This is a genomic window from Shewanella sp. JNE2, assembly GCF_023159115.1.
Classification (GTDB): domain Bacteria; phylum Pseudomonadota; class Gammaproteobacteria; order Enterobacterales; family Shewanellaceae; genus Shewanella; species Shewanella putrefaciens.
In genome coordinates this window covers 1-14,638 of the sequence record NZ_CP096169.1, presented here as the reverse complement: position 1 = coordinate 14,638, position 14,638 = coordinate 1, and the positions used below count along the sequence as shown (strand labels likewise).

General features: G+C 45.3%; 9 protein-coding genes. 3 read left to right on the top strand and 6 right to left on the bottom strand.

The annotated features are described in order from the left end of the window. Positions 1 to 70 precede the first annotated feature (70 nt). A complete protein-coding gene (locus MZ182_RS00045; RefSeq protein WP_248068392.1) occupies positions 71 to 3,259 on the top strand; it encodes an amidohydrolase family protein in 3,189 nt (1,062 codons plus the stop codon). Positions 3,260 to 3,376: 117 nt separating this feature from the next. On the opposite strand, the gene MZ182_RS00040 is transcribed toward MZ182_RS00045, so the two are convergent. Continuing rightward, the gene (locus MZ182_RS00040; RefSeq protein ID WP_248068389.1) at positions 3,377 to 3,979 is read right to left on the bottom strand and encodes a DNA-3-methyladenine glycosylase I; all 603 of its coding nucleotides are present in this window, start codon (positions 3,977 to 3,979) and stop codon (positions 3,377 to 3,379) included. 117 nt (positions 3,980 to 4,096) lie between these two features. Here MZ182_RS00040 and glyQ point away from each other — a divergent pair, with 117 nt between their 5' ends. Next, positions 4,097 to 5,002 (top strand): glycine--tRNA ligase subunit alpha, encoded by a 906-nt coding sequence (gene glyQ / locus MZ182_RS00035; RefSeq protein ID WP_011070431.1) that lies wholly within the window; start codon positions 4,097 to 4,099, stop codon positions 5,000 to 5,002. A 10-nt stretch (positions 5,003 to 5,012) separates the two neighbouring features. Further along, positions 5,013 to 7,082: a glycine--tRNA ligase subunit beta gene (gene glyS / locus MZ182_RS00030; RefSeq protein ID WP_248068387.1), complete on the top strand. Its 2,070-nt coding sequence runs from the start codon at positions 5,013 to 5,015 to the stop codon at positions 7,080 to 7,082. Positions 7,083 to 7,170: 88 nt separating this feature from the next. On the opposite strand, the gene MZ182_RS00025 is transcribed toward glyS, so the two are convergent. The 5 genes from MZ182_RS00025 to dnaA form a co-directional block, all read right to left on the bottom strand. Continuing rightward, the gene (locus MZ182_RS00025; protein WP_248068373.1) at positions 7,171 to 8,217 is read right to left on the bottom strand and encodes an HDOD domain-containing protein; all 1,047 of its coding nucleotides are present in this window, start codon (positions 8,215 to 8,217) and stop codon (positions 7,171 to 7,173) included. Between the two features lie 201 nt (positions 8,218 to 8,418). Then, on the bottom strand, positions 8,419 to 10,836 hold the full coding sequence (gyrB, locus tag MZ182_RS00020) for a DNA topoisomerase (ATP-hydrolyzing) subunit B (RefSeq protein WP_011787427.1): 2,418 nt from the start codon (positions 10,834 to 10,836) through the stop codon (positions 8,419 to 8,421). Between the two features lie 16 nt (positions 10,837 to 10,852). Further along, positions 10,853 to 11,935 (bottom strand): DNA replication/repair protein RecF, encoded by a 1,083-nt coding sequence (recF, locus tag MZ182_RS00015; protein WP_011787426.1) that lies wholly within the window; start codon positions 11,933 to 11,935, stop codon positions 10,853 to 10,855. A 196-nt stretch (positions 11,936 to 12,131) separates the two neighbouring features. After that, positions 12,132 to 13,232: a DNA polymerase III subunit beta gene (gene dnaN, locus MZ182_RS00010; protein ID WP_011787425.1), complete on the bottom strand. Its 1,101-nt coding sequence runs from the start codon at positions 13,230 to 13,232 to the stop codon at positions 12,132 to 12,134. 20 nt (positions 13,233 to 13,252) lie between these two features. After that, complete coding sequence (gene dnaA, locus MZ182_RS00005; RefSeq protein ID WP_011787424.1) at positions 13,253 to 14,638, bottom strand: chromosomal replication initiator protein DnaA; 1,386 nt, start codon at positions 14,636 to 14,638, stop codon at positions 13,253 to 13,255.

The window sequence follows — 14,638 nt, the reverse complement described above, 5'->3', positions numbered from 1 at the left end:
GTATTAACAAAACTTTATCTTGTGATTAATACGGATCATGTAATCCATAAAAACGATAACAGGAAGTGACATGTTGAACGCTAAACTTACCCCGCTTTATATTGCCCTCACTCTTGGGATGAATACCTTCGCAGTTAACGCCACAGAAACGAAAGAATCGACTTGGCATGTTAACGCTCCAGCGAATGCTCCCTTAGAGCAAGTCAAAGTTGATGTTAATGAAGGCACTTGGATGAACTTGAGTGTCAGTCCAGATGGTAAGCATATCGTCTTCGACTTACTCGGTGATATCTATCAAATTCCAGTAACAGGCGGTGAAGCTAAGCCATTGGCCCAAGGCATAGCTTGGCAGATGCAGCCCGTCTATAGCCCAGATGGCAAGCACATCGCTTTTACGTCCGATGGCGATGGTGGTGATAACATTTGGATTATGGATGCCGATGGTAAAAACCCAAGAACCGTCACCCAAGAAACCTTCAGGCTGCTAAACAGTCCAGCTTGGAGCCCTGACTCCCAGTATCTGGTTGCCCGTAAGCACTTTACCGCCAGCCGCAGCTTAGGCGCGGGCGAAGTGTGGCTATATCACGTAGCGGGCGGTGAAGGCGTCAAACTGACCGAACGCCCGAATGATGAGAAAGATTTAGGTGAACCCGCGTATTCTCCCGATGGGCGCTATATCTACTTTAGTCAGGATGACACGCCGGGCAAAACCTTCCATTACTCAAAGGATTCAGTCAACGGTATCTATAAAATCAAACGCTACGATACTCAAACTGGTGAGATTGAAGTATTAATCGAAGGCACGGGTGGCGCGATTCGGCCAACGCCGAGCCCAGACGGCACTAAGCTCGCCTATATTAAGCGCGATGATTTTCAATCTTCACTCTACCTACTCGAGCTTAAGTCGGGAGAGACGACTAAACTGTTTGGCGAGCTAGACAGGGATATGCAAGAGACGTGGGCCATTCATGGCGTCTATCCAACAATGGCATGGACACAAGATAACAAGGATATTTTCTTCTGGGCTAAAGGCAAAATTAATCGTCTGAATGTTGCCAATAAAACACTCACAGATATCCCCTTTAGTGTAAAAACTGAGTTAGCCGTACAGCCCTCAGTGCGCTTTAAGCAAGATATCGATAAAGACGTTTTCGATGTAAAAATGCTACGTATGGCGCAAGTCTCACCGGATGGCAACAAAGTCGTATTCGAAGCACTGGGTAAAATTTGGTTAAAATCCTTACCCGACGGCAGAATGTCACGCTTAACAGAACTGGATAAAAATATCGCAGAGCTTTATCCCCAATGGTCGCGCGATGGTAAAGATATTGTTTTCACCACTTGGAATGACCAAGACCAAGGCACAGTACAAGTGATTAGCGCCAAAGGTGGCAAACCTAAGCAGCTAACATCAGAGCCAGGAAAGTATGTCGAACCCACCTTTTCACCCAATGGTGAACTCGTAGTGTATCGTAAAACTCAAGGCGGTAACCTCACACCAAGAACTTGGTCGCAGGAACCTGGGCTATATAAAGTCGATATAAAAGGTAAACAAAATAGCAAGATCAGTGCCGATGGCTATCAAGCTCAATTCGGTGCCAATGCCGATCGCGTCTTTTTTATAAATAGCAGCGAAGATGAAACGCCGCAGTTATCATCCATCAACTTAGACGGCTTCGATAAACGGGTTCATTACAGCAGTAAACATGCAACTGAATTTAGGGTTTCACCCGATGGTGAGCAACTCGCCTTTGCTGAACGCTTTAAGGTTTGGGTAACACCTTTTGCGAAACACGGCGAGACAGTTGAGATTGGCCCCAATGCCAGCAATCTACCCGTAAGCCAATTGAGTGCCCGTGCGGGCGAAAGTATCAGTTGGAACAGTAAAAGCGACCAACTCTATTGGACGCTTGGCCCCGAGCTGTACCAAGCCAAGGTTGACACTCAATATCGCAACAAAGATGAAAAGGCACAACCAAGCATTATCGATTTAGGCTTTACCGAAAAGGCCGATGTTCCACGTGGAACAATCGCCTTCGTCGGTGGCAAAGTGATTACCATGGAAAATGACCAGGTAATTGATAATGGTGTGGTAATAGTCAAAGACAATCATATTGTCGCCGTAGGCGATGCCAATGTTGCGATTCCTAAGGATGCGCAGATCATCGACATCAAAGGCAAATCCATTATGCCAGGACTATTCGATGCCCACGCCCATGGACCGCAAGCGGATGATGAAATCGTGCCACAACAGAACTGGGCGCTGTATTCTGGCCTTTCCTTGGGTGTCACCACGATTCACGATCCATCGAATGACACCACAGAAATCTTTGCCGCGTCCGAGCAACAAAAAGCGGGCAATATTGTCGGTCCACGTATATTCTCCACCGGCACCATACTTTATGGCGCGAATGCCCCGGGTTACACGTCACATATCGACTCGCTCGATGATGCCAAGTTTCATCTGGAACGCCTGAAAAAAGTCGGTGCCTTTAGCGTAAAAAGCTATAACCAACCGCGCCGCAATCAGAGGCAACAAGTCATAGCCGCAGCGCGTGAACTTGAAATGATGGTTGTCCCAGAAGGTGGCAGTTTGCTGCAACATAATTTAAGCATGGTCGCCGATGGCCATACTACGATTGAGCACTCGCTCCCCGTTGGTTCTATTTATAACGATATCAAACAGTTTTGGAGCCAGACTCAAGTTGGTTACACGCCAACCTTAGTGGTCGCCTATGGTGGTATTTCTGGTGAAAACTACTGGTACGATAAAACCGATGTGTGGGCCCATCCACGCCTATCCATGTATGTGCCAGCCGATATTTTACAAGCAAGATCGATGCGACGCCCCCATGCCCCAGAGAGCCACTACAATCATTTCAATGTTGCTAAGGTTGCTAACGAGCTCAATAAGTTAGGGGTTCATCCAAATATCGGCGCCCACGGCCAACGTGAGGGTTTAGCGGCACACTGGGAAATGTGGATGTTTGCCCAAGGCGGTATGAGCAATATGGAAGTGTTGAAAACGGCCACCATTAATCCGGCGACAACCTTTGGCATGGAGCATCAGCTTGGCTCAATCAAAGAAGGTAAGCTCGCCGACTTGGTCATTATTGATGGTGATCCATTAGCCGACATTAGGGTCACCGACAAAGTCACTTATATTATGGTTAATGGTAAGTTGTTCGATGCCGAAAAGATGAATCAACTTAATGGCAGCAAACAACAACGTAAGCCGTTTTTCTTTGAGAAAATCTAATCTCAGCAAATAGAAATAACCAAAAGCATGTTCCACGTGGAACATGCTTTTTTTATCTCTAGGCTTCTAATACCACGACAAGTTCTAAACCCTACTTCAACATCGGCAATCTCTCGATTAATGTTGCTCGTGATTATGCAGTCCGGCACAAGAATCTACACAGGCCTGATAAGCAATACACTCGACAAGATGATCGTTCACCATACCCACCGCCTGCATAAAGGCATAACAAATGGTTGGGCCGACAAAATTGAATCCGAGTTTCTTCAACGCTTTTGACATGGCTTCAGATTCTGGCGTTTGTGCCGGAACCTGCGACATTGCCGTAATCTGATTAACTATGGGTTTACCGCCCACAAAGCTCCATAAAAATGCAGAGAAATCCTTACCATCGGCTGTATAGGCTAAATAACCTTTGGCATTCTTGATGATAGAGTTCACCTTCAAGCGATTGCGCACTATGCCGGGATTCAACATAAGCTCCTCTACTTTTGTCTCATCGAAGGTGGCAATTATCTCAGGTTCAAAATTGGCAAAGGCCTGCTCATAGTTTTGTTGCTTCTTCAGGATAGTTATCCAAGATAATCCGGCCTGTTGGCCATCTAAACACAACTTAGCAAACAACTCCTTAGAATCATAAACTGGCCGCCCCCACACTTTGTCGTGATACTCACGATACAAGGGATCATCACTTACCCAGCCACAGCGGATCTCTTCCATGATATATAACCTTATTGTTTTAATTAAGAAGGTAAAAAATAACCTACATAAGCAGATATCTACAAGGTATAATCGAACCCATTTTCTATTCAGGCTGACGGCAGTAGACAAGTAGACATGACGACAAAACACGACGTAAAAACATTTCAGGGTTTTATTCTCACCCTGCAGGAATATTGGGCGCAGCAAGGCTGTGCAATCGTTCAACCTCTAGATATGGAAGTCGGTGCGGGAACTTTCCACCCACAAACCTTCTTACGCTCTCTAGGGCCAGAACCTATGAGCAGTGCCTATGTGCAGCCATCGCGCCGCCCAACAGATGGCCGTTACGGTGAAAACCCTAACCGTCTACAGCACTACTACCAATTCCAAGTCGTGTTGAAGCCTTCACCAGATAATATCCAAGAACTCTATTTAGGTTCACTGCAAGCACTCGGTATCGATACTCAAATCCACGATATCCGCTTTGTGGAAGATAACTGGGAATCACCAACACTCGGTGCTTGGGGTCTAGGCTGGGAAGTCTGGCTTAACGGCATGGAAGTGACTCAGTTTACCTACTTCCAACAGGTCGGCGGCTTAGAATGCAGCCCTGTCACGGGCGAAATCACTTATGGCCTAGAGCGTCTGGCGATGTATATCCAAGGTGTTGATAGCGTTTATGATCTCGTTTGGACCGATGGCCCAATGGGCCGCATCACCTATGGCGATGTATTCCACCAAAACGAAGTCGAGCAATCGACCTATAACTTTGAACACGCCGATGTAGACTTTATGTTTGCTCTGTTCGATCAGTGCGAAAAAATGTGTCAGCATTTATTGTCGCTGGAAAAACCTTTACCTCTACCCGCCTATGAGCAAGTGATGAAAGCCTCACACGCCTTCAACCTGCTCGATGCCCGTCACGCCATTTCAGTTACCGAGCGCCAACGCTACATCTTACGCGTTCGCACTATGGCTAAGGCTGTTGCTGAATCCTATTATCAGGCACGCGAAGCGCTTGGCTTCCCAATGTGTAAGTAGAGGTAAAAACATGAATTTTGAAAACTTACTCATAGAGTTAGGCACGGAAGAGTTACCACCCAAGTCACTGCGTAAACTGGCTGAATCCTTTTTAGCTAACTTTACTGAAGAACTCACCAAAGCCGATTTAGCGTTCAGCTCAGCCGTTTGGTACGCAGCGCCACGTCGTCTGGCAATTAACGTCACTGAACTTGCCCTTGCGCAAGCCGACAAAGTCGTTGAAAAACGCGGCCCAGCAGTGAGTTCAGCATTCGATGCTGAAGGCAAACCGACTAAAGCCGCCGAAGGTTGGGCACGTGGTAATGGTATTGCTGTTGAACAAGCCGAACGTTTAGTTACAGATAAAGGCGAATGGTTAGTCCATAACGCCAAAGTTGAAGGCGTCGAAACAAAAAGTTTGATCGCTGCTATGGCGCAACGTGCACTCGATAAATTGCCCATTCCTAAGCCAATGCGTTGGGGAAATAATAAAACCCAATTTATTCGCCCTGTTCATACTGCCACTATCTTGTTAGGTAGTGAATTGATTGAAGGTGAATTGCTGGGTATCAAATCGGCACGCACTGTTCGCGGTCACCGCTTTATGGGCCTAAAGCAGTTTGAATTAGCCCATGCAGATCACTACCTTGCCGACCTAAAAGAAAAAGGCAAAGTCATCGCCGATTACGAAAGCCGTAAAGCATTAATCAAAGCCGATGCCGAAAAAGCCGCCGCTAAGATTGGTGGCACAGCCGATATCGAAGATAGCCTACTTGAAGAAGTCGCCTCTTTGGTTGAATGGCCAGTGGTATTGACCGCTAGCTTCGAAGAAAAATTCTTAAGTGTGCCGTCTGAAGCTTTGGTCTATACCATGAAGGGCGATCAAAAATACTTCCCTGTCTTTGATGACGCTGGCAAGTTACTGCCAAACTTTATCTTTGTGGCCAATATCGAATCAAAAGATCCCGCGCAAATTATCTCTGGTAACGAGAAAGTGGTTCGTCCACGTTTAGCCGACGCCGAGTTCTTTTTTAATACCGATAAAAAACACACGCTGGAATCGCGTTTACCTAGCCTAGAAACCGTCCTGTTCCAACAGCAGCTCGGTACCTTAAAAGACAAAGTGAATCGTATTTCTGCCCTAGCCGCCTTTATTGCCGAGCAAACTGGCGCGAATGCGGTGGATGCAGCCCGTGCAGGTCTGTTATCTAAAACCGATTTGATGACCAATATGGTGATGGAGTTTACCGACACTCAAGGCACTATGGGCATGCACTACGCCCGCCTTGATGGTGAAACCGAAGCCGTTGCGGTTGCGATGGAAGAGCAATACAAGCCTAAGTTCTCTGGCGATACAGTGCCTAGTGCTGGCGTTTCTTGCGCAGTCGCATTAGCAGATAAACTCGACACTTTAGTTGGTATCTTTGGTATTGGCCAAGCACCAAAAGGCGCAGCCGATCCCTTTGCCCTACGCCGTGCCGCCATCGGTGTGCTGCGTATTATCGTTGAGAACAAACTGCCACTGGACTTAGTAACGCTGATTGCTAAGGCTCAAGAACTTCACGGTACTCACTTAAGCAACGCCAATGCAAGCGACGAAGTGTTAGAGTTCTTAATGGCTCGCTTCCGCGCTTGGTATCAAGATAAAGGCATTGGTGTTGATGTGATCTTAGCAGTGCTAGCACGTCGCCCAACACGCCCAGCTGATTTTGATAGCCGTATCAATGCGGTTTCACACTTTAGAAGCCTAGAAGCTTCTGGCGCACTTGCAGCAGCGAACAAACGTGTATCCAACATTCTGGCTAAGGTTGAAGGCGCTTTACCAACTACTATCGATGCGAGTTTGTTAACCGAAGCCGCAGAGCAAGCATTGGCGGCCAAGTTGAATGAGCTGCAACCACAGTTGGCACCTTTATTTGCCAATGCCGATTACCAACAAGCCTTAACTTTGTTAGCTGGCCTGCGTGAAAGCGTCGATCAGTTCTTTGAAGATGTGATGGTTATGGCAGATGATGAAGCATTGAAAAACAATCGCTTAGCATTGTTGAATAATCTACGCGAGCAGTTCCTGCACGTAGCGGATATCTCATTACTGCAATAATGTGCCGCTAAGCACCAATAAAAAACGCGCTTAAAAGCGCGTTTTTTATTGGCCTGATTTCTTATACCAAACGTATTAAATTACCCAATCAGAACTGCAGCAGCTTTTGATGTAAGCCATCAAATTGGGTCTGTTCCAAGTTAACTTGCTGCAGTAAATTCGCCAGTATCTCAGGGGATAATTGCCCTGCTTGATGCAGCATAGAAATCTCGCTGATCACATTCGCCCGCCATACCACTGCAGCAAGCCCCGCTTGAGGACGCGAGTTCACACTGGCGAGCCTGTCTAATTCTGTTTCAAAGGTATTAGGTAACTGCCAATGCTTAGCAAGCAATGAACTCAAGGTTAACGATTTCGTCGTCATCACTTGTCTAAATAACCCAGAATTAGGCTGTTCTCCTGGCTCTGCCTGTACAAATGCATCGAGGAGCATTTTAAAAATGGCCAACTTGCCGACATCGTGTAATAGGCCCAATAAAAAAGCTGTATCTTGATCTTCATCGCTTAACTCACTGGCAAGAAAAGCGACCTGCATCGAATGGCGCCAAATTTCAGCCCCAAAACGACGGAAATAAATTGGTTTGATATCTAACATTTCACGCACTAAACAAGTGGTGACAAACTTTCTCAACTGTTCGCGGCCAAGCTGTACCAAAGCCTGTTGTAAATTCGTGATATCCCTATCGCTACGTTTAAACGCAGGGGAATTGCACAGCTTAAGCACCTCCACACTCAGTAAAGGATCACGCTCGATAAGTGCTAATAGAGCCTTAATATCAAACTGTGGGTCAGCCAGCTTACGATCTAACTCCAATACCTTTGACGGCAGTTTTAACACTTTTTCGGCGATCACTTGTGGCGATGCTAAGGCATGCTCTATCTCCGTTATCACCCGACGTTCAAGATTGTTGGCAATTCCACCAGCATCATTCACTCGAGCGGGAAATAACAAACTATAAAAAAGTGCAGATAAATCAACGTAAACAACGTTAGCAGAAATACTTTCCTGCTGAGTGATATTTTTTGGAGAAATTGCTAGTGGCTTTCCCAAATCGGTGGCACTAAAGCTCTTAGGACGCTCAATTGGGTTATCTTCACGAAGATTAAATAATTTATTAAAAATGGACTTTATCAAGCAATATAACTCCCAGAATTAACAAATAAAAAGAGTTCCATATCAAGCAATGCAAGTCCATTGTAGTCAATGCTCAATAAAAGGTATTTGTCACTAACTTAATAACAACATAATAGCTGCTTTTATGGGATAAGTATTAATAATCCAAACAAAAAGGGAAAGCCTCAGCTTTCCCTTAATTCAATCAATCATTACAACACATTACACGTCTAAGTTAGCCACGTTCAATGCGTTCGCTTCGATAAACTCACGGCGTGGTTCCACTTGGTCACCCATCAAACAAGTGAACAACTGATCGGCACCCACGGCATCATCAATTGTGACTTGCAACATACGGCGTGATTCAGGATCCATTGTCGTTTCCCACAATTGCTCAGGGTTCATCTCACCCAATCCTTTATAACGCTGGATATACAAGCCACGTTTCGCTTCAGAAATCGTCCAATCTAGCGCTTCGAGGAAACTGCCGACTTCTTTAACCCGTTCACCACGTTGTACATAGCCGCCTTCTTCAATCATGCCATCTAACGCCGCACCTAACTTGCCGATACGTTGATAATCGCTTGATTGGAAGAAATCATAAGTAAACAGGTAGTTAGTATCGATACCGTGTTTACGAATAGTGATTTTAGGCAGATACACTTTACGCTCAGGATCGAGAATTGGCTCAGCCGAATACAATACACCGCTACTTTCCATTTCCACCAGCTCGTGGATAAAGGCATCGATCCACTCTTTCATCTTACCTTCATCAGCCAACATCTCGTTGGTGATCATTGGGTGATAAAGCATACGGTTAGTAATGTGCGTTGGATAACGCTGCTCTAAACGGGCAACAATCGCCTCTACTTCACGGTACTGAGTCACTAAACGCTCTAACGGCTCACCCGACATACCAGGTGCACCTTGCGTTGGATACACTACGGTGCCATCCAATGCTTGAGTCGTGAGGTATTGAGTCAATGCTGGCTCGTCTTTCAAATACTGTTCTTGCTTACCCTTTTTCACTTTAAACAAAGGCGGCTGAGCAATATACACATAACCACGTTCAATCAATTCAGGCATTTGACGGAAGAAGAAGGTCAACAGCAAAGTACGAATGTGCGAGCCATCGACGTCAGCATCCGTCATGATGATGATGTTGTGATAGCGGGTTTTATCTGGGTTATATTCGTCGCGACCAATACCACAGCCAAGCGCCGTGATAAGCGTCGCCACTTCTTGAGAAGACAACATCTTATCGAAGCGGGCCTTCTCAACGTTTAGAATTTTACCTTTCAGTGGCAGAATCGCTTGGTTCTTACGGTTACGTCCCTGCTTAGCGCTACCGCCAGCAGAGTCCCCTTCCACTATGTAAATTTCGGAAAGACCAGGATCTTTTTCTTGGCAATCGGCCAGCTTACCTGGCAAACCACCTAAATCGAGAGCACCTTTACGGCGAGTCATTTCACGGGCTTTACGCGCCGCTTCGCGGGCACGGGCCGCATCAACAATCTTGCCGACAATCAGCTTAGCATCGGCCGGATTTTCCAGCAGATAATCGTTCAGCTTCTCACCCATGGTTTGTTCAACCGCGGTTTTAACTTCACTTGAAACCAGTTTGTCTTTGGTTTGCGAGCTGAACTTAGGATCTGGCACTTTAACAGAGATAACGGCAGTTAAACCTTCACGGGCATCATCGCCGGTCGCGTTCGTCTTACCTTTCTTGTTATAACCTTCGTTTTCCATGTAGTTGTTGAGGTTACGCGTCAACGCACTACGGAAACCAACTAAGTGAGTACCACCATCACGTTGCGGAATGTTGTTGGTAAAACAGAAAATATTTTCTTGATAGCCATCGTTCCACTGCATAGCCACTTCAACGGTAATACCGTCGTCACGCTCTTGCATAAAGTGGAACACCTCTTTATTGACAGGTGTTTTATTACGGTTCAAATAATCGACGAATGCGCTAATACCGCCTTCATATTTGAAAAATTCATTTTTATTGTCACGTTCATCAATCAGGCGAATACCGACACCAGAGTTAAGGAATGACAATTCACGCACCCGTTTTGCCAGAATTTCAAAGTGAAATTCAACATCACTAAAGGTATCTTCACTCGGCCAAAAACGGATTTCAGTCCCTGTTTTGGTTGCATCACCAATCTCTTTGATTGGCGCATCAGGCACACCATGGGTATAAAATTGTTCGTACACTTTGCCAGCACGACGAATAGTCATTTGCAGCTTTCGAGATAAAGCGTTTACAACCGAAACACCCACGCCGTGGAGACCACCAGACACTTTATAGGAGTTATCATCGAACTTACCGCCGGCATGTAATACCGTCATAATAACTTCTGCTGCCGATACGCCTTCTTCCTCATGGATAGCGACCGGAATACCACGCCCATCATCTTTTACAGAAACAGAACCATCTACATGGATAGTAATGGTAATATCGCTACAATGGCCGGCTAACGCTTCATCGATAGAGTTATCGACTACTTCGAACACCATATGATGTAGACCCGTACCGTCGTCGGTGTCACCAATATACATCCCAGGTCTCTTACGTACTGCATCAAGGCCCTTAAGGACCTTAATACTCGAAGAATCGTAACTATTCTCTGACATATTATTCTCTCAATGGTTATTCAACTACCGTTACACGTCCCTGTTCCACATGAAACATCCTATTGGGAGGCGTGTGTAACGAATCGACTATTGCAGCAGGATCGATGGCGGTCACAAATACTTGTGCTCCGGTATCCGTTAACTGCTTAAGCAATAGCTGCCTATGCTGTGCATCCAACTCGGATGGAAGATCATCCACAAGATAAATACTGTGTTTATCTATTTGTTGTTTGAGCAACTTTCCCTGTGCAATACGCAGTGCACAGACTAATAATTTCAATTGACCACGGGACAGGGCATCCTGCGCCGGCAAATTGCCTACACGAAGTCTAAGGTCAGCTTTATGGGGACCGCTGACGGTATGACCTGTGGCCAAATCTCTGGAATATTGGTTTTCGAGTAGTTCTGCAAAATCCGTCTTACTATCCCAGCCGCGAGTAAATGAAACCTTCACATCTACACTCGGTAAAAACTCCCCGATTATACCCTTAAGTAGCCCATTTAACGAGTCTACATAATGGTTTCGTATTTCGGTGACCTGCTCGGCATAACGCACAAATTCTTGGTCCCAAAATTGAATATGAGTGTAAACAGCACCATTCCTAAGCAATTGATTTCTTTGCTTAAGAACACGACGAACATTCGTCCAAGCACCATAAAACTGCGGATCGGCATGAAATGCGCCCCAATCGATAAATTGTCGACGGGATTTTGGGCCTTCAAACAGTAACGAAAAGCTTTCTGGTGTGATCACTTGAATAGGCAAGGTTTCGGCTAAGGTCGATAGCCGTTTGACCTTTTCGCCATCAATTTTAACTTCAGTCTCACCGCTACGAAATCGGCGCAAACCGATTTTACTGTCACCGCGCGCTAAGTTTAACGTCGCAAATAGAGTCAACTTATCGTTGTCGTTATTAATCACCCGCTGCGATAAATGGCTGCGAAACGAACGCCCCATACCGAGGAAATAAATGGCTTCTAAAATACTGGTTTTTCCGCTGCCATTTTGGCCATAAATCACGTTAATCCCTGGCGCAGGGATTAACTGTGCAAACTGAATATTGCGAAAAGCTTCAATATTAAGACGGGTTAAACTCATGCATTACCCATAGAGCCGAGCAATCGGCACAGTACAGAAATTCATAGTAGCTATCATACCGCACTGACCTTAGTGAAGCCGCACCATACCAATGATGGATGGTTTAACAGGAGTATTTTGAGGAAATCTACGCCACGAACACGCGGCGTAGATAGCAAAGATAAACGGGTAAACATGGACAAGTATGTGACGTGAACTACAAACGCATCGGCATAACCACATACATGGAATCTTCTTCCAAATGGTTTTCAATTAAAGCGCTAGAGTTACCATCAATCAGCGTGATACGCACATCATCGGACTTAAGGTTATTGAGCACGTCCAGTAAATAACTGACGTTAAAACCAATTTCAAGTGATTGATTGTTATAGTCAACATCGATGATCTCTTCCGCTTCTTCCTGTTCAGGATTGTTAGCGGTAATCTTGAGCAGACCATTCTCGAGTTGAATACGCACACCACGGAATTTTTCGTTGGATAAAATCGATGCCCGAGTCAGTGCTTGTTTCAAATGATTGCGACTCGCGATCACAATTTTATCACCGCCCTTTGGTAATACACGGCGATAATCAGGGAAGCGACCATCCACTAATTTACTGGTAAAGACGGTGTTAGCGGTAGTCGCACGAATCGCATTATCACCGATAGCAATCGCGATATCTAAATCGTCCGACTCCAATAAACGCGCCATTTCCATCACGCCCTTACGCGGAACAATAACTTGTTTTTCAGGCAATTGGGCATCGATAACACGATGACTTAAGGCTAAACGATGACCATCGGTCGCAATAGCGCGCAACATATTACCTTCAGTTTCAAAGAGTAATCCATTGAGGTAATAACGCACATCTTGGTTCGCCATCGAAAACTGCGTCGAATCGATAATCGACTTCAATACGCCTTGCTTTAAACTAAATTCAATTTCAGCTTGGAAAGCTTCAACATTGGGATATTCTTCGGCGGGCAAAGTCGCTAAGGAAAAACGGCTACGGCCTGAACGCAGCAACCACTTATTATCCTGTTGCTCAACCTTTAATTCGCTTTGTTCTGGCAATGACTTTACGATATCTAACAGCTTCTTAGCAGGAACTGTAGTACGACCTTCTTCGATATCACCGTGAACCACAGCTTGACCAACAAGTTCAACTTCTAAATCTGTCCCCGTCAGTTTAAGAGAGTGACCACTAACTTCTACAAGGAGATTAGACAAAATGGGCAAATTATGGCGTCTTTCTACCGCACCACAGACTAATTGAAGCGGCTTTAACAGGGCATCCCTATCAATTGAGAATTTCATAGTGTCCAAATTCCTTGTTTTTAAGAAGATAGCGTTCTAATCAAATTAGCATAATCTTCTTTTATGTCGTGGCTCTCTTCCCGTAGCTGAGCAATTTTACGACAGGCATGCAACACTGTGGTGTGATCGCGACCACCAAAAGCATCACCAATTTCCGGCAAGCTCTGGTTAGTTAATTCTTTGGATAACGCCATGGCAACTTGTCTTGGACGCGCGACACTACGTGAACGGCGCTTAGACAACATATCAGCCATCTTGATCTTGTAGTATTCAGCTACGGTTTTCTGAATATTGTCTATAGTGACTAATTTTTCTTGAAGTGCCAAGAGGTCACGCAGTGCTTCACGAACAAAATCAATGGTGATTGGTCGACCAGTAAAGTTAGCGTTCGCAATAACGCGGTTTAACGCACCTTCTAGCTCACGCACGTTTGAACGTAAGCGCTTAGCAATAAAGAAGGCCACTTCATCGGGCAAGTTAATACCACTCTCTTGGGCTTTACGCATCAAAATCGCCACACGGGTTTCTAACTCGGGTGGCTCAATCGCCACGGTTAACCCCCAACCAAAACGCGATTTCAATCTGTCTTCAACACCATCGATCTCTTTTGGATAACGATCTGAAGTCAAAATAATTTGGTGGTTGCCTTCAAGCAAGGCATTGAAGGTATGGAAGAATTCTTCTTGAGATCTGTCTTTATTGGCAAAGAATTGAATGTCATCGATAAACAGTGCATCGACACTACGGTAGTAACGTTTAAATTCTTCGATGGCATTATTTTGCAGCGCTTTAACCATATCTTGGACAAAACGCTCAGAATGCATATAAACCACTTTGGCATTAGGATTATTTTTGATGATCCCGTTCCCGACAGCATGCAACAAGTGAGTCTTACCTAAACCTGTTCCACCATATAAGAATAATGGGTTATAGGCACCACCAGGATTTTCAGCCACTTGCAACGCTGCAGCTTTACCTAATTGGTTTGATTTACCTTCGACGAAGTTATCAAACTGATAGGTTGGATTGATATTGCTACGATGATTAGCATTAGCAATAGGCTCAGCTTGGGTATTAAAATAAGTACCGACAGTCGCTTTAGTTTGAGTATTAGGTGCACGCACAGTCGCTACTGGGGCGGGCTCAAACTTTTTAGCCGATGGACGACTACCAATATCGAAGCGTAATTTGGGTGCGTCGCTACCCATTTGCTCAGTAAAAAACTGATTAATGATATTAATGTACTTTTCTCTGACCCAATCGAGCACGAAGCGGTTGGGCGCATAGAGCACCAATGTATCACCATCCATTTCAGCTTGTAACGGTCTGATCCACATACTAAACTGCTGAGCAGGAAGCTCATCTTGCAGTCGTCCGATACATTGTTGCCAAAGTGAAACCGCCAC

Coding starts and splice junctions, on each gene's coding strand:
- glyQ (WP_011070431.1), top strand. CDS start 4,097: ATGACGACAAAACACGACGTAAAAACATTTCAGGGTTTTATTCTCACC.
- gyrB (WP_011787427.1), bottom strand. CDS start 10,836: ATGTCAGAGAATAGTTACGATTCTTCGAGTATTAAGGTCCTTAAGGGC.
- dnaN (WP_011787425.1), bottom strand. CDS start 13,232: ATGAAATTCTCAATTGATAGGGATGCCCTGTTAAAGCCGCTTCAATTA.
- recF (WP_011787426.1), bottom strand. CDS start 11,935: ATGAGTTTAACCCGTCTTAATATTGAAGCTTTTCGCAATATTCAGTTT.
- MZ182_RS00045 (WP_248068392.1), top strand. CDS start 71: ATGTTGAACGCTAAACTTACCCCGCTTTATATTGCCCTCACTCTTGGG.
- MZ182_RS00040 (WP_248068389.1), bottom strand. CDS start 3,979: ATGGAAGAGATCCGCTGTGGCTGGGTAAGTGATGATCCCTTGTATCGT.
- glyS (WP_248068387.1), top strand. CDS start 5,013: ATGAATTTTGAAAACTTACTCATAGAGTTAGGCACGGAAGAGTTACCA.